Source organism: Vibrio sp. 2092 (assembly GCF_033339635.1).
Taxonomy (GTDB): Bacteria; Pseudomonadota; Gammaproteobacteria; order Enterobacterales; family Vibrionaceae; genus Vibrio; species Vibrio alginolyticus.
Genome location: NZ_JAWOUY010000013.1, coordinates 109,053 through 133,329, shown reverse-complemented (window position 1 = coordinate 133,329; position 24,277 = coordinate 109,053). Strand labels below are relative to the sequence as shown.

Below are 24,277 nucleotides of genomic sequence, written 5' to 3'. Positions count from 1 at the left end.
ATTTTCATGTTAGGCCTTAAATCTGGAGCGACACACGAGGTTCGAACTCGTGACCTCAACCTTGGCAAGGTTGCGCTCTACCAACTGAGCTAGTGTCGCATTTAATATGAGATGGTGCCCCGGGCCGGACTTGAACCGGCACAACGCGAACGTCGAGGGATTTTAAATCCCTTGTGTCTACCAATTCCACCACCAGGGCACACAAATATTCTTTGTGATGCCTTTACAGAAAAGTAAAACACCATCTGATACCGCTAAATGCCATATCAATAAAATTTGGAGCGACACACGAGGTTCGAACTCGTGACCTCAACCTTGGCAAGGTTGCGCTCTACCAACTGAGCTAGTGTCGCATTTATTCTCGAAAGCCATTCACTCTCAAAAGAATAATGGAGGCGCCTCCCGGAGTCGAACCGAGGTCCACGGATTTGCAATCCGCTGCATAGCCACTCTGCCAAGGCGCCTCATTTGTGAATAAAGCTAAGCTTTTTCACCACCCTTTCGAGCCGTGCTCTCTTGGGTACGGGATGCATTCTACGGATTCGAGCGATCGAGTCAACACTATTTTTATTTTTTTAAATCGTTTGACTAGAATTTGTGCGAAAGGCGATGGATTGCTTAGTTTTAATACTAAAAATCGCTTAAATACACTTGTTTATCATAAAACTTTGGCTACGCCTTACACTGCTGGCCGTGCGTTGCGTGCATTGAAGTATTAATAATCAGAAGACTCGCCTCTCTAAGACTCTCCAAGGACAAAAACAAGACTTAGATCACAAATAGAACTCTATCGAAGCAAAAGCCCCAGATACAAATTGCAAACATGGCCGTTAGCAAGCATTGAAAAGCGAGAGAAGCCAAAAAATGCTGTAGATTGTCTTAGTACAAAAAAGCAGGCTATTAAGCCTGCTTTCTAACATCAGAATTTAATGGTGCTCTTCATTCAACAGATCGTCTTTCGCAGCAGCCAAATATTGAATCATTGACCAATATGTCAAGAAAGTTGCCACATACAAGGCCGCAAAGCCTAGCCAAACCATCCATTCATCGTAACGCCATATCAACACCCATAAGGCGAACATTTGCGAAACAGTTTTTACTTTGCCAACCCAAGATACCGCAACACTCGCTCGCTTACCGATTTCAGCCATCCATTCTCGCAATGCTGAGATAATGATTTCTCGCGCAATCATCGTTACCGCAGGAATGGTCACCCAAATTGAATGATAATGTTCCGTGATTAGAATCAATGCCGTTGCCACTAGCACTTTATCAGCGACAGGATCAATAAACGCGCCAAAACGAGAAGTTTGGCCAAGTTTACGGGCCAACATGCCGTCAAGCCAGTCGGTAAAACCCGCTACCCAAAACACCATTGCTGCTGCAAACGGTGCCCATGAATAAGGTAGATAAAAGACCACCACAAAAACAGGGATTAGGAACAGTCTAAGAAGAGACAGAATGTTCGGGATATTCAAACGCATTTTATTATTCTCTTACACATTGCGGCTTAATGTTGCGCGATTTTCCTTATTGTTTCAATGCTTGGAAAATAATTTCTGCTAAAGAGTGACTTATTCCCGGTACTTTGGCGATTTCTTCGACACTTGCACGTTTAAGTTCTTGTAACCCACCCATGTACTTGAGTAACGCCTGACGTCGTTTAGGGCCGATTCCCTCAATCCCTTCGAGTGCACTCGTACGTCTGGTTTTACCTCGCTTAGCACGGTGCCCCGCTATAGCATGGTTATGGCTTTCATCACGAATATGTTGGATAAGATGCAGCGCAGGAGCATCGCTTGGTAAATGAAACTCGTCCCCATCGACTGTAATCAGCGTTTCTAAACCTGGTTTGCGAGTAACGCCTTTTGCAATACCAATCATGATAGGACGCTTTGGCCAATCCCCCCAGTACTGCGAAATGATGTCATGCGCACGATTTAACTGACCTTTACCGCCATCGATAAAGATGATGTCGGGAATTTTCTCTACGTCCAATTGCTTCGAATAACGGCGCTCCAACGCTTGTCCCATTGCTGCGTAATCATCACCACCGGTAATCCCAGTAATGTTGTAGCGACGATACTCTTGCTTAACGGGGCCTTCGTTGTTGAACACAACACATGACGCAATCGTGCTTTCCCCCATCGTATGGGAGATATCAAAACATTCCATTCGAGCTATAGACTCCAACTTCAATGTTTCGCGAAGCGCATGAAAACGCTGATTAATCGTCATTTTGTGATTGATTTTGGTGGTAATCGCCGTTAGTGCATTCGTGTTCGAAAGCTTGAGATACCTTGCTCGAGAGCCAGTTGGCGACGTATGAAAATGAACCTTACGGCCTGCCACTTCACTTAACGCTTTCTGTATTGGCGCAATATCTTCTGCCAACTCTTGATTCAAAATAATACGAGAAGGAATTGTACGTGCTTCGTTATGGCTCAAATAGTATTGAGTCAGAAAACTATCGAACACTTCCTGCTGGCTTGTATTTTGTGGGATTTTCGGAAAATGGCTACGGCTACCAAGCACTTTGCCTTGGCGTATCATCAGGATATGGATACACGCGATACCATTCTCCTGAGCAAACCCGAGTACATCCATATCATCCATGCTGTCTTCTGAGACGTACTGCTGCTCTTGAACACGCCTAATCGCTTGGATTTGATCGCGAAATTTGGCGGCATCTTCAAAGCGCAATTGCTGACTGGCAACTTCCATTTTCTCGATCAGTTGTTTGAGTACTTGCTGGTCTTTGCCTTGCAAAAACATGCGCACAAAGCCAACCAACTCTGCATATTCTTCATCAGAAATGATGGTATCAACGCATGGTCCTGCACAACGACCAATTTGGTACATCAAGCATGGGCGCGTTCGGTTGGAATAGACAGTGTCTTCACACTGTCGCACAGGAAATATCTTTTGCAGCAAATGCAATGTTTCTCTTACTGCACCAGAATCTGGGTAGGGGCCAAAATATTCACCTTTGCGCTTCTTGGCGCCACGGTGGATAGAAAGCCGTGGGTGCTTATGACCGCTAATAAAGATATAAGGGTAAGACTTATCATCTCGCAGCAACACATTGTATTTCGGCAAATACTGCTTGATGTAGTTATGCTCTAAGATCAACGCTTCTGTCTCAGTGTGAGTCACCGTGACGTCTATTTTGGCGATATTACTGACAAGCGCGCGAGTTTTCTCACTGTCTACTTTTTTTCGAAAGTAGCTTGAAAGGCGCTTTTTAAGGTCTTTGGCTTTACCTACGTAGATTACAACAGCTTCGGCGTTGTACATTCTGTAAACGCCGGGCTGATGAGTTACTGTCTTGAGAAAGGAAGCCGAATCGAAAGGAGGATTCACGCTAAAGGGTCTCGGTGTCCAGCATTCCGTGGCGAATCGCTAAGTGAGTTAACTCAACGTCACCATTAATGTCCAATTTACTAAAGAGTCGGTAGCGATAGCTGTTGACTGTCTTTGGACTTAAATTAAGTTGCTCAGAAATATCCGTTACCTTTTGGCCTTTGGTGATCATAAGCATGATCTGCAATTCACGTTCGGATAAGTCTTTAAAAGGGTTCTCAGAGGCTGGAGAAAATTGACTCAATGCCATCTGCTGCGCAATCTCTGGTGAGATGTAACGCTGACCACTATTAACTACACGAATCGCATTCACCATTTCGTCAGGGCCAGCACCTTTGGTTAAATAACCAGACGCACCTGCCTGCATCACCTTGGTTGGAAACGGGTTTTCTGTATGAACGGTAAGTACGATGATTTTCACATCAGGATTCACGCGAAGAATTTTTTTAGTGGCTTCCAAGCCACCAATTCCTGGCATGTTCATGTCCATTAAAACGACGTCAGCATGATTACTGCGACACCATTTTACTGCATCTTCACCGCTGTCAGCTTCTCCTGCTACGTTCATTCCACGGACGTCTTCAATAATACGTCGTATCCCTGTGCGAACCAGCTCGTGATCATCTACAAGGAAAACATTTATCAAACTTGTATCTCCACACTTTGTATTGGTTCTGCACCCACATAACCATTATTTGTTAAATGTGGATATCAGTATGACTGCCTATATACTAACGTAATCGACAAAAAATTGCTTTCTATGAATATGTGCTGAAACGCAAACTTTAGCAAGAACTTATTCATAAACCACTCTATTATTTTAGAGCGTGATGAGCAGAACCGAAATCTAAGAAAAGACAATTAACAACATTAAGTACAATAAATCAAGTAACTAGGTTTCATATTGCCCAGAGAAACACGCTATAACTTAAAATGACACTGTCCCTCTTGCACCAAAGACTAACTTGTAATCACTAATTCCAGCAAAAATTTGAGACGCTTTCTTTACTGGTTATTTTCACAGTTCTTAGTGTTAAACTAACGTTCTTCAAGTTTTCTAAGGTTTCTCACATTTGAATATTCAACAAGGCTTCCTGCTAACTCGACAGGCACGAGACATCAAAGGTCAAACTCAAATCGAGCTGTGGCTTTCGACAGAAGCAGGTCCTACTCAGTTACTTATTAATGGTGAGAAGCCAGTATTTTTCATCGCTCAGAAACACTCAGAGCAAGCAAAGACACTCGCACGAGAAAAAAACATATTCGTCGACATCCGCCTTTTGGATCTCAAAACGTTTGAACATACGCCTCTTGCTGCCTGCTATACCAATGTAACCAGAGACGCTCTCGCACTCAAAGACACATTCGCTCAAAAAGATATCACTACGTATGAAAGTGATATTCGCCTCGCCGATCGCTACCTAATGGAGCGTTTTATCAAAGGCAGTATCGAGTTTACAGGCAATGTGACTCGCACCAATGGCTACCAACGCGTCCAGAGCGCAAAATGCCGTGCGGGGCAATATGAGCCGAAGTTAAACGTTGTCTCGTTAGATCTAGAATGCTCTGAGAAAGGCATTCTTTACTCAATCGGATTAGACAGCGTCATGGATTCCCGCGTTATCATGATCGGAGAACCAGAACCTTCGGAGACACCGATACAATGGGTCCAGGATGAAAAGGCGCTTCTAGAAGCACTCATCGATTGGTTTAAAAAATTCGACCCCGATGTCATTGTCGGTTGGAATGTCATTGATTTTGACTTTCGTCTGCTACACAAACGAGCAGAATGGCACAACATGAAGCTAATGCTTGGCAGAGCAGACCAAGCCAGCTTTTTTAGAAGTTCATCTCAAAGCCAACAAGGGTTTATCTCCATTCCCGGGCGAGTTGTGATGGATGGTATCGATACGCTAAAAACGGCGACTTACCACTTTCGGTCTTGGTCATTAGAGTCTGTATCTCAAGAACTCTTGGGGGAAGGTAAAGAAATCCACAACGTGCATGACCGCATGGATGAGATCAATCGTATGTACCGCTCCGACAAACCATCGCTGGCTAAATATAATTTACAAGACTGCGTGTTAGTGAATAAGATTTTCAATCACACTCACCTGCTTGACTTTGCAATAGAGCGCTCTCGTCTCACTGGTGTCGAACTGGATCGTGTCGGCGGTTCGGTTGCAGCATTCACAAACCTATACATGCCTCAGATACACCGAGCAGGCTACGTTGCTCCGAACCTACACCCTGAAAATTGGATTGCCAGCCCCGGAGGTTACGTGATGGATTCCATCCCTAACCTATATGATTCTGTTTTAGTATTGGATTTTAAGAGTCTATATCCATCGATTATTCGCTCTTTCTTGATTGATCCTATGGGTTTGGTTGAGGGGCTATTACTCGATATTGGAAAAGAAGATAATGAGGCTGTTCCTGGCTTTCGCGGTGGGCAGTTCCATCGTACGAAACACTTTTTACCAGAAATGATTGAAAAGCTTTGGGCAGCACGTGATGTTGCAAAGAAGAACAATGAAAAAGCTTTTTCTCAGGCAATCAAAATCATCATGAACTCCTTTTATGGCGTACTGGGCTCATCGGGATGTCGTTTCTTTGATACTCGGTTAGCTTCTAGTATTACCATGCGCGGACATGAAATCATGAAGCAAACTAAGGTGCTGATTGAGGAGCAAGGATATCAAGTGATTTACGGCGATACGGATTCCACATTCGTGTCGTTGAATCGACCATACAGTCAAGTAGAAGCTGACGCTGTTGGAAATCAATTAGTTGATTACATCAACTCTTGGTGGAAAGAACACCTGCGTTCTGAGTACAACCTAACATCTATGTTGGAAATCGAGTATGAAACCCATTATCGCAGATTCCTTATGCCAACGATTCGTGGCGCAGAAACTGGCTCGAAAAAGCGCTATGCGGGTTTAATCGGTGAAGGAGAGCAAGAAAGGATTGTATTTAAAGGGTTAGAAAGTGCCCGTACTGACTGGACCTCGTTAGCACAGAAATTTCAAAATACACTCTATAGCATGATTTTCCATGGTGAAGATCCAAGCGACTATGTCCGAGAGATGGTTGAGAAAACTAACAACGGTGAATTTGATGAACAGTTGGTGTATCAAAAGCGACTGCGCAGAAAACTGCATGAGTATCAGAAGAACGTCCCGCCACAAGTGCGTGCAGCTCGTTTAGCGGATGAGATAAATGCCAAGCTTGGCCGCCCATTACAGTATCAAAACAAAGGACGAATTGAATACATTATTACCGTGAACGGTCCTGAACCTTATGAGTACCTCAATAGCCCGATTGATTATCAACATTACATTGATAAACAACTCAAACCCGTTGCAGATGCGATTCTCCCTTTCATTGGGACGGATTTTGACAGGCTTTCAGCGCCACAAATGGGGTTGTTTTAGCCGATACGAAACTCTGTTTTCTGGTACTGTTTGACTAACCAATCACCAAACGCATCAATTAGCCCGATAACAGAACGCTTGGGAATACCCCGGCCAGAAAGTAAAATTTCTAGCCGCTCGATCTCAAGCTGCTTTTCAGGATGATAAGTTAAGAATACCTTGCCACATTGTATAGGGTCATCAAACCAACGTTTATCTCGATACATCACCAAAGAGTATGACGCTCTTAGTAACTTTTTAGCAATCACTCGCTGGGCGGCCACCTGCTCTTCTATCGTCTTCGCTTGTACGATTTTTTTGCGATACACCGTAATCCAATCTTCCACATCCATATTCCAGTGCTTAGCAATTTCCCAACTTGGGACGTAATCACCGAAGCAGTCTGCTAGATCATCACCATAAACACAGACACAGCAATGCTTAAGCATAAAGCCCCAAGTAAAAATACTATCTAAATTAGCCACTTCGCTCACTAAGGCTGTACGGACCGATACACCATTAACGTGAGGGTAACTCTGCTGCGCACGCCACTTAATTGTGTTGAGCAAAGTCGCGCGATTGTGCTCAAAGGATGATTGAGTAACGACAACCAGGTCTAAGTTCGACCTCTCAACGATCGCTGTTTTGCGAGCAACACTACCGTATACATAAACGCTGTGTAAGTTTTGCCCCAGTCCACCTTTGAGACAAGCGGTGACTTCCCTAATTAAAGGCGCAAACTCTGGTTGAAATGGTTGTTTAGGATCGATAACAGGCAGAGACATGACTTAAAACGTGTTCTCAGATGGTTCAAGAAGTTGGGCTATATGTTCTCTTAGCCAACTCACCGAATCAAGTCCATTCAGGTGTTTAGTCATGGGAGTAACAACAAATTTCTGCAATGAATTTTAATGCTAGGCGGCTAACTTAGCGCTATAATCACCGAGTTTTGCTTAATAAGTATGAATAGGAATATACAATGCCAAAGGCAAGTGAAATCAAAAAAGGCTTCGCAATCGAGTCTAATGGTAAAACTCTTCTAGTTAAAGACATCGAAGTAACGACTCCTGGCGGTCGTGGCGGCGCTAAAATCTACAAAATGCGTTGTACAGATCTAAACACGGGCGCACGTGTAGATGAGCGTTACAAGTCTGATGACGTTGTTGAAACGGTAGAAATGAACAAACGTGCAGTTGTGTACTCATACGCTGACGGCGATGAGCACATCTTCATGGATAACGAAGACTACTCACAATACACATTCAAGCACAATGAAGTTGAAGACGACATGCTGTTCATCAACGAAGATACACAAGGTATCCACATTATCCTTGTTAACGGTGCTGCAGTGGGTATTGAACTACCATCTTCTGTTGAGCTAGTGATTGAAGAAACTGACCCTTCAATCAAAGGTGCTTCTGCATCTGCTCGTACTAAACCAGCACGCTTCGCTTCAGGTCTTGTCATCCAGGTTCCTGAGTACATTGCAACTGGTGACCGTGTTATCATTAACACAGCTGAACGTAAATACATGAGCCGAGCATAAGCATGTCTGATTTGATTTCTTACGACGACGTCATCGACGCAGCGTACGACATTTTCCTTGAGATGGCTCCAGATAACCTAGAGCCAGCTGACGTGATTCTGTTTACTGCGCAATTTGAAGATCGTGGTGCCGCAGAACTTGTTGAAACCGGTGATGACTGGGTTGAACATGTTGGCTTCGAGATCGACAAAGAAGTATATGCAGAGGTTCGTATCGGCCTAGTAAATGAGGAAAATGACGTTCTTGATGACGTATTTGCTCGTATGCTAATCAGCCGAGACCCTGAACATAAGTTCTGCCATATGCTTTGGAAACGCGATTAACGTTTCTTCATCATGAACAAAGATACCAGCCTAGTGCTGGTATTTTTTTTATCTGTTGTTTTCGTCTAGCTGAGATATATGTTTATACAAAGCACCCTGCTCTATATAGGCTTTAGATCCTTTTGTTATGTAACAGATAAGAAAAAGGCTTGCTGAATTGGCAAGCCTTTCTGATGTTTTGCTATCGATTAACGATGCTTGTTGCGTGCGCCTTGGTCACCAGCAGTCTTCTTCGGCTTACGACGAGAAGGGTTGTTGCTGCGACCTTTTGGCGTGTTAACACGCTCTTCATGGCGCTTAACTGCGCGACGAATTTTTTGGCTGCGTGCACGCTCTCGTTTGCGTGACGTATTGTCTTTGTTCAGATCAAGCATGGTTTCTTTCTCTGGACGAAGCTCTACAAGCTCACGCAAGTAGTTTACTTCTTTCAGGTCAAGCTCCATCCAACCGCCACGAGGCAGTTTCTTGTCTAAGAAGATGTCGCCGTAACGAACACGTTTCAGACGGCTAACGGTACACTCTTGCGATTCCCATAGTCGACGAACTTCGCGGTTACGACCTTCGTTGATAACAACGTAAAACGTGTGGTTCATGCCTTCACCACCCGCGTAAACAACATCTTCAAAGCGAGCTAAACCGTCTTCCAGTTCAACACCTTTTACTAGATTACGAACTTTCTGTTCAGTTACTTCACCGAACACACGTACTAGGTATTCACGTTCAACTTGGCGGCTTGGGTGCATTAAGCGGTTCGCCAGTTCACCATCCGTTGTGAAAAGTAGAAGACCAGAAGTGTTCGCATCCAGACGACCAACTGAAATCCAACGAGAGCCACGAATTTTTGGCAGACGATCAAAAACAGTACGACGACCTTCTGGATCGTGACGAGTACACAGTTCACCCTCAGGTTTGTAGTACGCAAGTACACGACAAATCACTTCTTCTTGAATCTTTGCAGAGACAATGTGACCATCGATACGAACTACGCTGCTCTCGTCTTCAAGTCTTTCACCAAGCTTAGCGACTACACCGTTCACGCTAACGCGACCAGATTTAATTAACGATTCAATCTCACGACGAGAACCGTGACCAGCACGTGCTAATACTTTTTGTAACTTTTCGCTCATTTATCTACCTATGTGTCGTCTTCACAGACGTCTAGACCAGGATTGGTCTGCATTTTGCTATTTACCCATTTCAGTGGGATTTTTCGGTCGGACATTATACGTAACTTTCTTAGTTAATGTAAGCTAAATCGGCGCCATTCTCCACACCAAAATTCACTTCAAAAATGACCGAAATATTTGTCCTATTCTGCAACTTTTTTACTACTTAAAGCAGGCATTGCTCAACGAGAATCCCACTAATATCGGTCTTCCTGAACCACTTTAACCACGCGGTACCTGATAAAATTGTCAGGGTTACAACAATAACCACTTGGGGTGTGTTTACTGTTCGTATTGCTAGAAAGCAACGAAGAATAAGCCGTCCCTGTTTGCTGCTAAGTAATACCAATCACCGCAGACAATGAGCGCTCATAGCAAAACAAGGTCGTGGGTAACAAGACAAAAATTGTCTTTAAGTCATTAGTTCACATCAAAAATAACACTAATGCTATCGTGTACTCTGACTCACTAGGTTCGCTCTGCACTCTCGGCGATTGGCATAAATCAGACAAAAAGGAATAGAACAATGTCTATGCTAAATCTCGACCTAAATTGGATTTTTGGGACATCTCAAGATGACGATATGACAGGCACAAAAGGCTCTGAAACAACCGATATTTTCTTCGGCTTCTGTGGTGATGATAAGTTTGTAGGATACGGAGGTAATGATATTGTCTTCGGTGGCTGGGGAGATGATACCTTGCTTGGTGGCCGAGGTAACGACTTTGTTTCTGGCGGCTTTGGAAACGATTTCCTATCCGGCGGATTAGGAAACGACAAACTCTTTGGTGGCTGTGGCGACGACACAATTTTTGATTATTCAGGCAACAACTACTTGAGTGGTGGCTGGGGTAACGACACGCTCGTTGTTGGTGATGGTGAATCAGTACTGAGCGGTGGCTGTGGAGACGACACCTTCGTGCTTACAAACCGCCTGGCTATTGGTGTACCTGATCAGCCAGTATCTTCCAACGATATTGATGTTAAAGCCGACATTGTCGATTTTAATATTTTCCATGACAAACTTGTCTTTGATATGGGCCGAGACACTGATAACGATGGCATTCGAGATACGTTCTTGGATTCAGCGGATGATCTGACTTTATCTTACAATGAGTGTGGCTGGGCAGTATTCTCAAGTGATGAATACAATGTTGAAGTGACACTAAACGGTGTGAGCTCTGCATACATCAACTATGCAGAACAAAATGCTATCGACATTTTCGATTTCGCTTAACCTCAATCAGTTAAGTTCAATGAGATATTCGATATGATAACAAAAATAGGAGGCGCGATGCCTCCTATTTTGTTTGACGGTGGTGTGCGTCTACTATTCGAATGGTGCAGGGTCACCAGATCCCAAACGAACTACAACAGGTTCACCTTCGCTAAAGTCAATTACAGTCGTAGGTTGTTCACCTAGGTAACCGCCATTAAGAATCACATCAACCGCATGTTCTAGTTTATCTCGAATATCCTCTGGATCAGATTCTGTTACGTCACTGCCAGGTAGAATCAACGACGTAGACATCATCGGCTCACCTAATGCTTCCAACAAGTCCAAGGCAATTTGATTGTCTGGAACACGGATACCGATGGTCTTACGTTTTGCATTCATCAAACGACGCGGCACCTCTTTTGTGCCTTTGAAGATGAAGGTGTAAGGACCTGGTGTGTTATTTTTCAGCAGTCGGAATGCAGAGTTATCCACTCGCGCATAGAGAGAAAGCTCCGACAAATCACGACACAGTAAAGTAAAGTTATGCTTATCATCCAGACGACGAATCTGACAGATTCGTTCCAGTGCTTGTTTGTTCTCCAACTGACAGCCAAGTGCGTACCCTGAATCAGTAGGGTAAACCACAACGCCGCCGTTACGAATGATTGCTACTGCTTGATTAATCAAGCGAGCCTGTGGGTTTTCTGGGTGAACGTAAAAAAACTGGCTCATTGTAATTCCTCATTATCGAGCCTCTCGGCTCTATATTTTTATGGGTTCTCGACTTCGTATTACTGAGTATTATTCAACGAAGGATCTATTCCCCAATCTTTCCAAACTGGTTCGACGCCAGCAGGCAACCATAGGTTCCTTCCTAGCTCCATCCACGGTGATGGGTAGTGAAAATCACTGCCTTGAGAGGCTAATAGTTTGTATTGTATAGCATAATCAGCCAAGTTGCGCCTTTCTTGTTGCGCTTGCTGTGGCTGTGCAACTTCCATCGCATCACCACCTGCTTCGACAAACGCTGCTAGAAGACGCTTAATCCACTTCGCTGTCAACTTATATCTACCAGGATGCGCTAATACCGCCATTCCACCAGCCGCATGGATAGCATCAACCGCATCCTTCATCGAACACCAATTCGGTGGTACATAACCTGGGTTATTACGCGTTAGGTATTTTTTAAACACCATTTGCATGGTTTTTGCGTAACCATTATCTACCAACCATTTCGCGAAATGCGCTCTTGTCACTGGAGCATCACCGGCGATTTGCCTTACCTCTTCAAGCACACCTACTCGAGTTGCTTTTTGTAGTCGCTCTGCAATTAACTCAGATCGTGTTATGCGATGCTGCTTCTGTTGTTCTATGAGGGCAGATAATTGTTCATTTTCCGGATCGATATTCAGGCCGACAATATGAATATCTTTGTTTTGCCAGACGGTCGATATCTCAATGCCATTGATGATTTTTATCGGCAAATTATTATCTTGAACGTATTGCTTAGCTAACGCCAAACCGTCAACCGTATCGTGATCAGTGATCGCCAAAACCTCGATATCAAAACTCAGCGCCCTTTCCACTAAATCTTTAGGTTCTAACCGACCGTCCGATGCAGTGGTGTGACTATGTAAATCAATTCTCATATTTTTATCGTTTTAATGCCGTTTTGGGGTTGACTTTTTACTCTCGCACTAGTTAACTAGTACACAAATACAAAGTACGTAATTTAAGGTTCACCATGTTACAAGAATTTAACCAAAACCAAAAAGCGAAAGTTGCGGTTTGTCTTAATAAGGCAAACTCATCAGATCTTGCTTGGTGGCGCACTTGGACTAGTTCTTGGTGGGCAAACGTATACTTCTAGTTTATAGAACCAAACGTTGTAAAGCCCGCTACTTAAGCGGGCTTTTTTGTTTTGTTGCTCATTTCACATTCAACTGCCTAAACATTAATCGAATATAGCCAACTCTAGATTGGGAGAACGTTTGCTTTATGCGACTATGTACGGCAGGAAGATTTAAACAGCTACAAGGAGGTCTTGTGAACAAGGCCATTGAAATTAAGAAACTTGGACAGCTTGAAGTGCTAACGGCTTCCGTCCCTTATACTCAAGACCCGACTCGCTTGTTCCACACACTATGTGAGAACAAAACTGACAGCCTATTGCTGGAATCTGCTGAGATCGATTCAAAGCAAAATTTAAAATCCCTGCTGATCGTAGATTCAGCGGTTCGCATTGTTTGCTTCGGCCATACCGTTAGCATGCACGCCTTGACTAATAACGGTAAAAACCTACTGTCTCACCTAAACCAGAACATCCGTGGTGACGTTGAGAGCAAGTTCGATGGCGAAACGCTAACTTTGGAGTTTAACCAGCCATGCGACACGTTAGATGAAGACTCTCGTCTACGTGAAGCCTCTTCTTTCGATGCGCTGCGTTTGGTTCAGCATAGTTTTGATATTTCACAGCAAGACAAACACGCGATTTTCCTTGGTGGTCTGTTTGCCTACGACTTAGTCGCAAACTTCGAGCCGCTTGGTAATGCCGAAGCAACAAATCAGTGTCCAGATTACGTTTTCTACGTCGCGGAAACACTACTTGTTGTCGACCATCAAACGGAATCTTGCCAGCTTCAAGCGACGTTGTTTGTTGATGGTTCAGAGAAAACAGCGTTAGAGACTCGTATTGCAGAAATTAGCGCCCAGTGTGCAGCGCCAAAACTGTTGCCGAGTGCAGAGCAAATAACAGATGTAACGGTAGAACCTAGCGTGTCTGATGCAGACTTCTGCCAAACCGTTCGCGACTTAAAAGAGTTCGTAGTGAAAGGCGATGTATTCCAAGTTGTACCGTCTCGTAGATTCACTCTACCTTGTCCTTCTCCACTGGCTGCTTATAAAGAACTGAAACAAAGTAACCCAAGCCCTTACATGTTCTACATGCAAGATGAGCTGTTCACTCTGTTTGGCGCATCACCAGAAAGCGCGCTTAAGTATGAAACCGATACCAACCAAATTGAAATCTACCCAATCGCAGGCACTCGTCGCCGCGGTAAGCGCCCTAACGGCGAGATTGATTTCGACCTAGACAGCCGCATCGAACTTGAACTGCGCACCGACATGAAAGAAAACGCAGAACACATGATGTTGGTTGACTTGGCACGTAACGACGTCGCTCGTATTGCTCAAGCTGGTACTCGCCACGTAGCAGACCTTCTAAAAGTCGACCGCTACAGCCACGTAATGCACTTGGTGTCTCGTGTGGTTGGTCAACTGCGTGAAGACCTAGACGCGCTGCACGCATACCAAGCATGTATGAACATGGGTACGCTCACCGGCGCACCTAAGATTCGTGCCATGCAGTTGATTCGCGATGTAGAAGGCGCACGACGCGGTAGCTACGGCGGCGCTGTTGGCTACCTCACTGGTGAAGGCACACTCGACACCTGTATCGTGATCCGCTCAGCGTACGTTGAGAACGGCATTGCTCAAGTTCAAGCTGGTGCTGGCGTGGTGTTCGACTCTGATCCGCAAGCGGAAGCAGACGAAACGCGCGGCAAAGCACAAGCGGTAATCTCTGCTATCCAAGCAGCGCATAAGTCACAATAAGGAATAGGGTTCAGAGATGGCTAATATCATTTTTATCGATAACTTTGACTCGTTCACCTACAACCTTGTGGATCAGTTCCGCTCGTTAGGTCACTCGGTCAAGATTTACCGAAACAACATCCCAGCAGAAACCATTGAACAAGCGGTAAATGAGCTTGAAAACCCAGTGGTTCTGCTATCACCAGGTCCTGGTGCACCGTCAGAGGCAGGCTCAATGCCAGAGCTTATCCAACGTATGAAAGGCAAAGTGCCGATGATCGGAATTTGTCTTGGCCACCAAGCGATTGTTGAAGCATACGGCGGCACCGTTGCTGGCGCGGGTGAAATCATTCACGGTAAGGTCTCTATGATGGAGCACCAAAACCATGCGATTTACCAAAACCTACCATCACCACTTGCAATTGCACGTTACCATTCGCTGGTTGCGACCAAGGTTCCTGAGAGCCTAACCATCACAGCAGAAGTGGATGACTTGGTAATGTCTGTTGTACATGAAGAAGATAAAGTTTGCGGGTTCCAATTCCACCCGGAATCTATTATGACGACCTACGGAGCAACACTGTTGGCCAATGCCATTGAATGGGCACTTGAAGAACAAACTTCAGCGAACCCACTCACTGCTTAAAAAGCACTTGGCACATAAGAAATTTATGAGAGGAAATATGGAAGCAATCATCAACCCTATTATTACCAAACTGTACGAGCAAGAATCGCTTACTCAGGAAGAGAGCCAACAGCTATTCGACATCATTATCCGTGGTGAACTAGATCCAATTTTGATGGCGTCAGCGCTGACTGCACTAAAAATCAAAGGCGAAACGCCAGACGAAATTGCAGGCGCGGCAAAAGCACTGCTGGCAAACGCAAACCCATTCCCTCGTCCAGATTATGATTTCGCGGATATCGTAGGTACTGGCGGCGACGGTCACAACACCATCAACATTTCAACCACTGCGGCGTTTGTTGCTGCAGCATGTGGTCTAAAAGTAGCGAAACACGGTAACCGCAGCGTTTCAAGCAAATCGGGGTCTTCTGACCTTCTTGATTCATTTGGTATCAACCTAGCTATGAGCGCAGAAGATACGCGCAAAGCGGTAGACGATATCGGTGTTGCTTTCCTATTTGCACCTCAATACCACGGTGGTGTGCGCCATGCGATGCCAGTGCGTCAAACCATGAAAACACGCACCATCTTTAACATTCTTGGCCCACTGATTAACCCTGCTCGTCCTAACATCGAATTGATGGGCGTTTACAGTGAAGAACTGGTTCGTCCTATCGCAGAAACCATGCTACAAATGGGTATGAAGCGCGCCGCTGTAGTACACGGCAGTGGTTTGGACGAAGTAGCAATTCACGGTGAAACAACCGTTGCCGAAATCAAAGACGGTAAGATCACAGAATACAAATTAACGCCTGCAGACTTCGGTCTAGAAGCGCACCCACTAGAAGCAATCAAAGGTGGCGATCCTGAAGAAAACAAAGCGATCATTACCAATATTCTGACGGGTAAAGGGACAGACGCACAATTGGGCGCAGTGGCAGTAAACGTTGCTCTGCTAATGCGTCTATTCGGCCACGAAGATTTAAAAGCCAACACGCAACAAGCGATTGAGGCAATGAATTCAGGCAAGGCGTACCAATTGGTACAACAACTTGCCGCACACGCTTAAGGAATTGAAGAAGATGACTGACTTCAACACTCAGCAAGCTGACAACCTGTCTGAACACGTTTCTAAGAAAGAAGCAGAAATGGCAGAAGTACTGGCGAAAATTGTCCGCGACAAATATCAGTGGGTAGCAGACCGTAAGATGTCTCAACCGCTAAGCACATTTCAGTCTGATTTGCTGCCATCGGACCGCAGCTTCTACGATGCTCTGAGTGGCGAAAAGACGGCATTCATCACAGAATGTAAGAAGGCATCTCCTTCTAAAGGTTTGATTCGTGATCACTTCGACTTGGATTACATTGCGTCGGTTTACAACAACCACGCAGATGCAATTTCAGTCCTAACAGACGAAAAGTACTTCCAAGGTAACTTTGACTTTCTTCCTCAAGTGCGCGGTCAAGTCAAACAACCGGTTCTGTGCAAAGACTTCATGGTAGATACCTACCAAGTTTACCTAGCACGTCATTACAGTGCTGATGCCGTGCTACTGATGCTTTCTGTCCTTAATGACGAAGAGTACAAAGCGCTAGAGGAAGCGGCGCACAGCCTGAACATGGGTATCTTGACCGAAGTCAGCAACGAAGAAGAGCTTCATCGTGCAGTTAAGCTAGGCGCACGCGTTATCGGCATTAATAACCGTAACCTTCGCGACCTAAGTACTGATTTGAATCGTACTAAAGAACTGGCACCGACAATTCGCGAACTGGCTCCTAACGCAACAGTAATCTCAGAATCTGGCATTTATACGCATCAACAAGTTCGTGATTTAGCGGAATACGCAGACGGCTTCTTGATTGGTAGTTCACTGATGGCAGAAGACAACTTGGAACTTGCTGTACGTAAAGTGACCTTAGGCGAAAACAAAGTGTGTGGCTTAACGCATCCAGATGACGCAGCAAAAGCATATCAAGCTGGCGCGGTATTTGGTGGCCTGATTTTTGTCGAGAAGTCGAAGCGTGCGGTTGACCTTGAAGGTGCTCGCCTAACCATGAGCGGTGCTCCACTGAACTACGTGGGCGTTTTCCAAAATCACGATATCGATTTTGTTGCTTCTGTCGTGACCTCTTTGGGTTTAAAAGCGGTGCAACTGCACGGTCAAGAAGACCAAGCTTACGTAAACCAACTCAAAGCCGAACTGCCAGCAACGGTAGAAATTTGGAAAGCTTACGGCGTGACTGATGCCAAGCCAGAACTGCTAGCAGACAACATTGATCGCCATTTATTAGATGCGCAAGTTGGCACTCAAACTGGCGGAACTGGTCAAGTGTTCGACTGGTCACTGATCGGCGACCCAAGTCAAATTATGCTAGCGGGCGGACTGTCGCCAGAAAATGCTCAACAAGCAGCGACACTAGGTTGCTTGGGATTAGATTTAAACTCTGGTGTAGAAAGCGCACCAGGCAAAAAAGATTCACAGAAGTTGCTCGCGGCCTTCACCGCTATTCGCAGCTACTAAAGCTGGATATCAGCTAAAAAATTTAAAGCTATTCGTAGCGAAAAATACGAGAAGGAATATAACGATGGCAAAACTGAATGCCTACTTTGGCGAATACGGCGGTCAGTACGTTCCGCAAATTCTAGTTCCAGCACTGGAGCAACTAGAGCAAGCGTTTATCGACGCGCAAGAAGATCCAGAATTCCGCAGCGAATTCATGACGCTTCTTCAAGAGTATGCGGGCCGCCCAACGGCTTTAACTCTAACTCGTAACCTAACCAAAGGTACGAAAACCAAACTGTACCTAAAACGTGAAGACCTACTTCACGGTGGTGCCCACAAGACTAACCAAGTGTTGGGTCAAGCGCTACTTGCGAAACGCATGGGCAAAAACGAAATCATCGCTGAAACTGGCGCAGGTCAACACGGTGTTGCAACCGCACTAGCATGTGCACTGCTTGGCCTTAAGTGTCGCGTGTACATGGGTGCAAAAGACGTTGAGCGTCAAAGCCCGAACGTATTCCGTATGAAGCTAATGGGCGCAGAAGTTATTCCTGTCCACTCGGGTTCAGCAACACTTAAAGACGCATGTAACGAAGCGCTGCGTGACTGGTCTGCAACTTATGAAGATGCACACTACCTATTAGGTACAGCGGCAGGTCCTCACCCATTCCCAACCATCGTGCGTGACTTCCAACGCATGATTGGTGAAGAAACGAAGAATCAGATTTTGGCACGTGAAGGTCGTCTTCCTGATGCGGTTATCGCATGTGTGGGCGGTGGTTCAAACGCGATTGGCATGTTTGCTGACTTCATCGAAGAAGAAAGCGTTCGCCTAATTGGTGTTGAGCCAGCAGGTAAAGGTATCGATACTGACCAGCACGGTGCACCACTTAAACATGGTAAAACGGGTATTTTCTTTGGTATGAAAGCGCCATTGATGCAAGATCCAAACGGTCAGGTTGAAGAGTCATACTCTGTCTCTGCTGGTCTTGATTTCCCTTCAGTTGGTCCACAGCACGCACATCTAAACGCAATTGGCCGTGCTGAATATGACAACGTGACGGATGATGAAGCACTAGAAGCATTCCAAGAAATTGCGCGTCACGAAGGTATCATCCCTGCTCTAGAATCTTCTCACGCACTGGCTCATGCACTGCGTATGGCTCGTGAGAATCCAGAAAAAGAGCAATTATTGGTCGTTAACCTATCAGGTCGTGGTGACAAAGACATCTTCACCGTACACGCCATCTTAGAAGAAAAAGGAGCAATCTAATGAGCCGTTATGAAAAGATGTTTGAGCGCCTAAACGAAAAGAACCAAGGCGCATTTGTACCGTTCGTAACGGTTTGCGATCCAAACGCCGAGCAGTCTTACAAAATCATGGAAACACTGGCCGAGTCTGGCGCAGATGCCCTTGAACTCGGTATTCCATTTTCAGATCCTCTTGCGGATGGCCCGACTATCCAAGGTGCGAACATTCGTGCTCTAGATTCAGGCGCAACACCGGATATCTGCTTCGAACAAATTGGTAAGATCCGAGCTAAGTACCCAGAGCTACCTATTGGCCTTCTGATGTACGCGAACCTTGTTTACTCTCGTGGTATCGAGAACTTCTATGAGCGTTGTGCAAAAGCAGGCATCGATTCTGTTTTGATTGCAGATGTGCCAACTAATGAAAGTGCCGAATTTGTTGCTGCTGCAGAAAAGTTTGGTATTCACCCAATCTTCATCGCACCACCAACCGCAAGTGATGAAACACTGAAGCAAGTATCAGAGTTAGGTGGCGGCTACACTTACCTACTCTCTCGTGCAGGTGTTACTGGCGCAGAAACCAAAGCAAACATGCCTGTAGGTCATATGCTGGATAGACTGAACCAATTTGATGCACCACCAGCGCTACTTGGTTTTGGCATCTCTGAGCCAGCACAGGTGAAACAAGCACTAGAATCTGGCGCCGCTGGTGCAATTTCTGGTTCAGCCGTGGTCAAAATCATTGAAGCGAACGTTGAGCAGCCACAAATTATGCTCGACAAGCTAGGTGAATTCGTTTCTGCAATGAAAGCTGCCACTCAAAAATAATTTCAGTTTGATATGACACAACAACGCCCGCTTAACATTATGTTTAGTGGGCGTTTTCTTACTATCGCGTTTATACCACGTCATTTTTTGTTCAACGCCCGCACTTTCCAAATCTATCTCAAGCAGAGCACTCAAAGAGTGTTAAGCTTGGGTAACTTAACTAACTCAATAAAGCAATGTGCAGTAAGGTTGCTACATGGAAGAAGTCAAAACACTGCTAGCCAAATGTCCTGTACTATCAGGGCTGCCAGATAAAGGGCTTAGTGAAGCAGCGCAAATGACTAAGGTTCGCTGCTTCGACGAAAAAGCACTGATTTGCAATAAAGGTGCGCTTCAATCTTCTCTTATGGTCATAGCTCAAGGTGCAGTGAGAGTGAACTCAATTAGTTCAAAAGGCAAAGAAGTCACACTGATGATTTTCGAAGCTGGTGGCTGGTTTGGAGACAATGTTTTTTCTCCCGGCATGCCTCGTATTTTTGGTGCGACCGCGCATTCGGACGTGACTGTAATGGAGCTTCCTGGAGATAAATTTCGCCAATTACTCGCCAAATACCCTCAAAGTTACCCCACTATACTCGACTTACTTAGCCGCCGCTTGTGGTCTGCTATTTCTGTTATCGAAGATGACGCGATTAGAGGAATTGAAGAACGAGTCGCCAAAAGGTTGCTGCTACTTGCTGAATACCAACTTAATCAAGCGATCGATACTCGACCATGCGTTGTCAGGGTAACAAGAGAACATATCGCTAACATGATGGGGCTAACTCGTCAGAGCGTACACAAGATACTAAAACGATTAGAAAGTATTGGGATGCTAGAGCTAAACTATGGCTCAGTAACCATTACCAATCCGAAACGCTTAGAAGAATACTTTAAAGAACTCGAGCAATAGATCCATTCAACAAACGGTAAGTATTGTCTAACGATAGCTAAAAAACTTATGCATCTAATTGGTCAAGAGCACAACACCATTTGCGCTTAGGCAAGTGGCGCTGTGACACAAAGACCATTGAATTGACTAAGCTATATTCAATTCAGATTTCAACTCACGTTTCAAAATCTTTCCTGTCGCACTCATCGGGAGGTGTTCACGAATTTCGACATAACGAGGATATTTAAACGAGGCTAATTGCTCTTTACCCCACTTTTGTAATGAATCGGCGTCAATGTATTCTTTTGGTTTAAGTACAACGTAGGCTTTTATCTCTTCGCCATACTCTTCATTTGGAATCCCTATCACCGCGACCATTGAAACGGCAGGATGAGTCATGAAAACTTCTTCAATTTCTCTGGGATAAACATTAAATCCACCTCGAATGATCAGATCTTTCATTCTATCGACAATAAATAAATTACCTGAACTGTCAAAGCGGCCCACATCACCAGTATGGAACCAACCATTTTGTAGCGCAGATTCAGTAACTTCTGGGCGGTCAAGATATCCCTTCATAACATTATGACCACGCACAACAATCTCACCTTCTTCGCCTATCGGTAGTGCATTGCCTTCAATGTCGATAACTCTTACTTCGACGCCTTGAACCGGTTGACCTACCGAGCCTGGTATTCGCTCCTGATCTAAATGATTAAAACATGCAATAGGACTTGTCTCCGACAACCCGTATCCTTCTAAGATCGGCACATTAAATGTTTCTTCAAAGGTTCGAAAGATTTCGGTTGGTAATGGCGCACCACCGCTTACTGCAACACGCAATGACGAGGTATCAAATTGATGCTGCACATGAAGCAGACCGATGTACATCGTTGGCACACCAGCAAATATCGTCACCCTATGTTTTTCCACCAGCTCAAGAACATGTTTAGGCTCAAACCTAGGCACTAACACCAATGTTGCCCCGCCCAAAACACTAGCATTTAAGTGGACGGTTTGACCAAATGTATGAAATAAAGGCAAAGTTACTAAGTGAATATCATCGGCCTGGCTGCCCATAATGTTTTGTGCCACCAGAGCGTTCATTATGATGTTCTGCTGAGTCAGTTCAGCGCCTTTTGGTAAGCCTGTCGTCCCTGATGTATACAAAATCACACATGTATCATCCGCATTACGCGGTATATAATCCGGCAACGGTTGGACATCGGCTATAAACGCATTGAGAGTTATTACACCATTCCAATAGCTTTCATCTTGAGATTGAGTCAATACGACTATGCCTTCGCATGTATCGACTTGTTCAAAGGCTTTGACACCCTCTTTTGCCATTGGCAGTTCTTTCGTCCCTTCAAAGCAGAAATAAAACTTCGCTTTTGAATCTTCTAAGTGATACTTAATTTCTCGCGCTTTCAAAAGCACATTTAATGGGACTGCAACCGCGCCAGCTTTTTGTATTGCATAATAAACAAACGCGAAAAAAGGAATGTTTGGGCATGAAATCGCAACGCGGTCACCTGGCTTTACGCCTTTATTGATTAAAGACGCTGCGATCTTGCCGGCGATCGCATCAAACTGCGCATAATTTATCTTTTCAGTGCCACATATCAACGCCGTTTTATCTGGTTTACTCGCAGCATTTCTTTGTAACGCAGCAGCAAGATTCATCATAGTCTCTTCACCTCTTACTTGTCTTTCTCGTCTAATCAGCTCAGGAGCATTAACTAAGCAAGTTATCCTTAACACTGGATCGTCAGCATTTGATTCTCACCAGTCATTACCATTTAACATTATGTTTACAACGCAATCAGGACTAAGAATGTAAAGCAATTAACATTTCAGAAGGCAAATTAATAAAAGTGTGAGCTTGAAAGAGATGAATTGTTATAAATATCACCCCAAGTCACTAAAAACTCTGACTGCAATAGCAAATACAAAAGCGGTTAAAATTAACAAAAAGAAAACAAATAAAGAAAAATAAACTTGAACAATCCCAAGCGTAACCCTTATAAGAAAAATCAATAGCAAACGTTTGCTATTGAACAAAACTTTATCGTTCGTCAATAAAATATCGATTAACCCATCAATAATACCTTGCTGCATATTGCCAATTGTAAACGATAAGTGTAAAAAGCAAGGCGAGATAATTATCCGTAAATCCATTTATGGTTAGTGGGTAATTTTAGGATTTTACATTTTATTAGCACAGAGGTTATGGAAGTGTTAAAAGAAAAGAGTTTGCTAAACAACATTGGCGTACAAGTCGTAATCGCCATGATCGTGGGCACAGCCGTTGGTGCCATGATGGGTCATGATGCGACAGTGTTCGCTCCTTTAGGTGCTATCTTTATCAACTTAATCAAAATGTTGGTTATTCCTTTGGTCGCTGTAGCCTTGATTTCTGGCGCCGCTGGTCTTGGGAACAGCCAGTCAGCAGGTAAAGTTGGCATCGTCACTCTAGGTTATTTTGGTTTAACATCCGCCCTAGCCGTTGCGCTTGCACTATTTATGGGTGAAGTATTCCAACCAGGCATGGGTATCGACGTCTCTGGCGTTGAAGGCATGTTCTCAGCAGAATACGCTTCAAAAGGTGAACTACCTACTTTCTGGGCAACCATCACTGGTATGATCCCAACCAACGTTTTCCAATCACTAAATGAAGCAAACATCCTACAGATCCTCGTTTTCTGTATGTTCTTTGGTATTGCGATTTCTAAGCAAGCAAAAGAGCGTCGTGAACCAATCATCAATGGTGTTAACTGCATCGTTGACGCAATGGTTTGGATGATCAACAAAGTAATGATCATTGCACCTATCGGTGTATTTGGTCTGATGGCAGAAGCCGTCGGTACGTTCGGTTTTGGTGCGCTAATGGTGGTGTTTAAACTGTTCGTTGTTTACGTTGCCGCCATCCTAATCTTCGGTTTCGTTGTTTACCCAGCAATGGTGCATGTTTTCACGAAGACATCTGCGAAGAAATTCCTGTCTTCAATGAAGAAACCGCAAGCAGTTGCGCTTTCAACAGCGTCTTCTATGGCAACACTGCCTGTTACAATGGACACCTGTGAAAAAGAGCTGGGCGTAAAAAATTCAACTGCATCATTTGTTCTGCCTCTAGGCGCAACGATCAACATGTCAGGTAATGCGATTTACTATGGCTTGGTTGCTATCTTCTTTGCTCAACTGTTCAATATCGATCTAGGCATGGGCGCTTACATTGCAATTATCGTAACGTCTACATTGGGTGCGGTTGGTCAAGCGGGTGTTCCTGGCCCTTCTTTCCTAGTGGTTGCCGTGCTTCTTGCCGCTGGCATTCCAATTGAAGGTCTACCGCTGCTATTCGCTCTTGACCGTATTTTCGATATGATTCGTACAGCACTGAACATCACAGGTGATGCTGCATGTGCAGTTATCGTTGATGCGCTAATTGAAGAAGAAACGGCAGAAGCTGAGCTAAAAAAGCAAGAAGCCTAACCCTTTCTTGAATAGACCAAAAACCGCTCATAATGAGCGGTTTTTTTGTCTTTTCTTGCATTACGTAACTATACAAATAGAA

At 44.6% G+C, this 24,277-nt stretch carries 21 protein-coding genes, 4 tRNA genes and 1 other annotated feature; of the genes, 13 read left to right on the top strand and 12 right to left on the bottom strand.

What is annotated here, in order from left to right; genetic code table 11:
* Window positions 1–23: 23 nt before the first annotated feature.
* The 7 genes from R7P80_RS20230 to uvrY all read right to left on the bottom strand — a co-directional run bounded on the left by R7P80_RS20230 (window position 24) and on the right by uvrY (window position 4,009).
* Window positions 24–99, bottom strand: a tRNA-Gly gene (locus R7P80_RS20230).
* Between the two features lie 13 nt (window positions 100–112).
* Window positions 113–199 (bottom strand) — tRNA-Leu (locus R7P80_RS20225).
* A 78-nt stretch (window positions 200–277) separates the two neighbouring features.
* Window positions 278–353, bottom strand: a tRNA-Gly gene (locus R7P80_RS20220).
* A gap of 37 nt (window positions 354–390) precedes the next feature.
* Window positions 391–464 (bottom strand) — tRNA-Cys (locus tag R7P80_RS20215).
* 462 nt (window positions 465–926) lie between these two features.
* On the bottom strand, window positions 927–1,484 hold the full coding sequence (gene pgsA / locus R7P80_RS20210) for a CDP-diacylglycerol--glycerol-3-phosphate 3-phosphatidyltransferase (protein WP_005394805.1): 558 nt from the start codon (window positions 1,482–1,484) through the stop codon (window positions 927–929).
* 46 nt (window positions 1,485–1,530) lie between these two features.
* On the bottom strand, window positions 1,531–3,363 hold the full coding sequence (gene uvrC / locus R7P80_RS20205) for an excinuclease ABC subunit UvrC (RefSeq protein WP_025767270.1): 1,833 nt from the start codon (window positions 3,361–3,363) through the stop codon (window positions 1,531–1,533).
* Between the two features lies 1 nt (window position 3,364).
* Window positions 3,365–4,009: a UvrY/SirA/GacA family response regulator transcription factor gene (gene uvrY, locus R7P80_RS20200; RefSeq protein ID WP_005386783.1), complete on the bottom strand. Its 645-nt coding sequence runs from the start codon at window positions 4,007–4,009 to the stop codon at window positions 3,365–3,367.
* Between the two features lie 427 nt (window positions 4,010–4,436).
* Here uvrY and R7P80_RS20195 point away from each other — a divergent pair, with 427 nt between their 5' ends.
* A complete protein-coding gene (locus tag R7P80_RS20195; RefSeq protein WP_025767269.1) occupies window positions 4,437–6,800 on the top strand; it encodes a DNA polymerase II in 2,364 nt (787 codons plus the stop codon).
* On the opposite strand, the gene R7P80_RS20190 is transcribed toward R7P80_RS20195, so the two are convergent.
* Window positions 6,797–7,564 carry a nucleotidyltransferase gene (locus tag R7P80_RS20190; protein ID WP_025767268.1) on the bottom strand — a complete coding sequence of 256 codons (768 nt, stop codon included), beginning with the start codon at window positions 7,562–7,564 and terminating at the stop codon, window positions 6,797–6,799. The genes R7P80_RS20195 and R7P80_RS20190 overlap by 4 nt on opposite strands.
* Window positions 7,565–7,758: 194 nt before the next feature.
* Between R7P80_RS20190 and yeiP the strand changes: the two genes are divergently transcribed.
* Complete coding sequence (gene yeiP / locus R7P80_RS20185) at window positions 7,759–8,325, top strand: elongation factor P-like protein YeiP (RefSeq protein WP_005376801.1); 567 nt, start codon at window positions 7,759–7,761, stop codon at window positions 8,323–8,325.
* A 2-nt stretch (window positions 8,326–8,327) separates the two neighbouring features.
* On the top strand, window positions 8,328–8,648 hold the full coding sequence (locus R7P80_RS20180; protein ID WP_005376800.1) for an HI1450 family dsDNA-mimic protein: 321 nt from the start codon (window positions 8,328–8,330) through the stop codon (window positions 8,646–8,648).
* A 188-nt stretch (window positions 8,649–8,836) separates the two neighbouring features.
* Here the strand turns inward: R7P80_RS20180 and rluB are convergent, their stop codons facing one another.
* A complete protein-coding gene (rluB, locus tag R7P80_RS20175; RefSeq protein WP_005376798.1) occupies window positions 8,837–9,775 on the bottom strand; it encodes a 23S rRNA pseudouridine(2605) synthase RluB in 939 nt (312 codons plus the stop codon).
* A 565-nt stretch (window positions 9,776–10,340) separates the two neighbouring features.
* On the opposite strand from rluB, the gene R7P80_RS20170 reads away from it, so the two are divergent.
* Window positions 10,341–11,051: a calcium-binding protein gene (locus tag R7P80_RS20170; protein WP_025767266.1), complete on the top strand. Its 711-nt coding sequence runs from the start codon at window positions 10,341–10,343 to the stop codon at window positions 11,049–11,051.
* Between the two features lie 93 nt (window positions 11,052–11,144).
* Here R7P80_RS20170 and R7P80_RS20165 read toward each other — a convergent pair whose 3' ends face one another.
* Complete coding sequence (locus R7P80_RS20165) at window positions 11,145–11,765, bottom strand: L-threonylcarbamoyladenylate synthase (protein ID WP_005376791.1); 621 nt, start codon at window positions 11,763–11,765, stop codon at window positions 11,145–11,147.
* A 59-nt stretch (window positions 11,766–11,824) separates the two neighbouring features.
* Window positions 11,825–12,682, bottom strand: a complete 858-nt coding sequence (gene rnm, locus R7P80_RS20160; protein WP_005386777.1) for an RNase RNM — start codon at window positions 12,680–12,682, stop codon at window positions 11,825–11,827.
* 95 nt (window positions 12,683–12,777) lie between these two features.
* Between rnm and R7P80_RS20155 the strand changes: the two genes are divergently transcribed.
* The 8 genes from R7P80_RS20155 to R7P80_RS20120 all read left to right on the top strand — a co-directional run bounded on the left by R7P80_RS20155 (window position 12,778) and on the right by R7P80_RS20120 (window position 20,724).
* Window positions 12,778–12,903 (top strand): trp operon leader peptide, encoded by a 126-nt coding sequence (locus R7P80_RS20155; RefSeq protein ID WP_005376787.1) that lies wholly within the window; start codon window positions 12,778–12,780, stop codon window positions 12,901–12,903.
* Window positions 12,850–12,953: a sequence feature (Trp leader region), on the top strand. Its footprint overlaps the gene before it by 54 nt.
* A 126-nt stretch (window positions 12,954–13,079) precedes the next feature.
* Window positions 13,080–14,645 carry an anthranilate synthase component 1 gene (locus R7P80_RS20150; protein ID WP_025767265.1) on the top strand — a complete coding sequence of 522 codons (1,566 nt, stop codon included), beginning with the start codon at window positions 13,080–13,082 and terminating at the stop codon, window positions 14,643–14,645.
* A 16-nt stretch (window positions 14,646–14,661) separates the two neighbouring features.
* Window positions 14,662–15,270 carry an aminodeoxychorismate/anthranilate synthase component II gene (locus R7P80_RS20145; RefSeq protein ID WP_005434961.1) on the top strand — a complete coding sequence of 203 codons (609 nt, stop codon included), beginning with the start codon at window positions 14,662–14,664 and terminating at the stop codon, window positions 15,268–15,270.
* A gap of 37 nt (window positions 15,271–15,307) precedes the next feature.
* The gene (trpD, locus tag R7P80_RS20140) at window positions 15,308–16,318 is read left to right on the top strand and encodes an anthranilate phosphoribosyltransferase (RefSeq protein ID WP_017635721.1); all 1,011 of its coding nucleotides are present in this window, start codon (window positions 15,308–15,310) and stop codon (window positions 16,316–16,318) included.
* Window positions 16,319–16,331: 13 nt separating this feature from the next.
* Window positions 16,332–17,771 (top strand): bifunctional indole-3-glycerol-phosphate synthase TrpC/phosphoribosylanthranilate isomerase TrpF, encoded by a 1,440-nt coding sequence (gene trpCF / locus R7P80_RS20135; protein WP_017635720.1) that lies wholly within the window; start codon window positions 16,332–16,334, stop codon window positions 17,769–17,771.
* Between the two features lie 64 nt (window positions 17,772–17,835).
* Complete coding sequence (gene trpB / locus R7P80_RS20130; protein ID WP_005445041.1) at window positions 17,836–19,026, top strand: tryptophan synthase subunit beta; 1,191 nt, start codon at window positions 17,836–17,838, stop codon at window positions 19,024–19,026.
* Window positions 19,026–19,832, top strand: a complete 807-nt coding sequence (trpA, locus tag R7P80_RS20125; RefSeq protein WP_225491871.1) for a tryptophan synthase subunit alpha — start codon at window positions 19,026–19,028, stop codon at window positions 19,830–19,832. The genes trpB and trpA overlap by 1 nt, the downstream gene beginning before the upstream one ends.
* 196 nt (window positions 19,833–20,028) lie before the next feature.
* Entirely contained in the window at window positions 20,029–20,724 is a 696-nt protein-coding gene (locus tag R7P80_RS20120) for a Crp/Fnr family transcriptional regulator (RefSeq protein WP_005376777.1), read from the top strand.
* Between the two features lie 126 nt (window positions 20,725–20,850).
* Here R7P80_RS20120 and R7P80_RS20115 read toward each other — a convergent pair whose 3' ends face one another.
* A complete protein-coding gene (locus tag R7P80_RS20115) occupies window positions 20,851–22,392 on the bottom strand; it encodes a long-chain-fatty-acid--CoA ligase (protein WP_054577046.1) in 1,542 nt (513 codons plus the stop codon).
* Window positions 22,393–22,935: 543 nt separating this feature from the next.
* On the opposite strand from R7P80_RS20115, the gene R7P80_RS20110 reads away from it, so the two are divergent.
* The gene (locus tag R7P80_RS20110; RefSeq protein WP_005376774.1) at window positions 22,936–24,195 is read left to right on the top strand and encodes a dicarboxylate/amino acid:cation symporter; all 1,260 of its coding nucleotides are present in this window, start codon (window positions 22,936–22,938) and stop codon (window positions 24,193–24,195) included.
* Window positions 24,196–24,277: the final 82 nt, after the last annotated feature.

Coding starts and splice junctions, on each gene's coding strand:
- R7P80_RS20120 (WP_005376777.1), top strand. CDS start 20,029: ATGGAAGAAGTCAAAACACTGCTAGCCAAATGTCCTGTACTATCAGGG.
- R7P80_RS20155 (WP_005376787.1), top strand. CDS start 12,778: ATGTTACAAGAATTTAACCAAAACCAAAAAGCGAAAGTTGCGGTTTGT.
- pgsA (WP_005394805.1), bottom strand. CDS start 1,484: ATGCGTTTGAATATCCCGAACATTCTGTCTCTTCTTAGACTGTTCCTA.
- R7P80_RS20115 (WP_054577046.1), bottom strand. CDS start 22,392: ATGATGAATCTTGCTGCTGCGTTACAAAGAAATGCTGCGAGTAAACCA.
- rluB (WP_005376798.1), bottom strand. CDS start 9,775: ATGAGCGAAAAGTTACAAAAAGTATTAGCACGTGCTGGTCACGGTTCT.
- R7P80_RS20170 (WP_025767266.1), top strand. CDS start 10,341: ATGTCTATGCTAAATCTCGACCTAAATTGGATTTTTGGGACATCTCAA.
- trpA (WP_225491871.1), top strand. CDS start 19,026: ATGAGCCGTTATGAAAAGATGTTTGAGCGCCTAAACGAAAAGAACCAA.
- R7P80_RS20190 (WP_025767268.1), bottom strand. CDS start 7,564: ATGTCTCTGCCTGTTATCGATCCTAAACAACCATTTCAACCAGAGTTT.
- yeiP (WP_005376801.1), top strand. CDS start 7,759: ATGCCAAAGGCAAGTGAAATCAAAAAAGGCTTCGCAATCGAGTCTAAT.
- trpCF (WP_017635720.1), top strand. CDS start 16,332: ATGACTGACTTCAACACTCAGCAAGCTGACAACCTGTCTGAACACGTT.
- rnm (WP_005386777.1), bottom strand. CDS start 12,682: ATGAGAATTGATTTACATAGTCACACCACTGCATCGGACGGTCGGTTA.
- R7P80_RS20110 (WP_005376774.1), top strand. CDS start 22,936: ATGGAAGTGTTAAAAGAAAAGAGTTTGCTAAACAACATTGGCGTACAA.
- R7P80_RS20165 (WP_005376791.1), bottom strand. CDS start 11,765: ATGAGCCAGTTTTTTTACGTTCACCCAGAAAACCCACAGGCTCGCTTG.
- trpD (WP_017635721.1), top strand. CDS start 15,308: ATGGAAGCAATCATCAACCCTATTATTACCAAACTGTACGAGCAAGAA.
- R7P80_RS20180 (WP_005376800.1), top strand. CDS start 8,328: ATGTCTGATTTGATTTCTTACGACGACGTCATCGACGCAGCGTACGAC.
- R7P80_RS20145 (WP_005434961.1), top strand. CDS start 14,662: ATGGCTAATATCATTTTTATCGATAACTTTGACTCGTTCACCTACAAC.
- trpB (WP_005445041.1), top strand. CDS start 17,836: ATGGCAAAACTGAATGCCTACTTTGGCGAATACGGCGGTCAGTACGTT.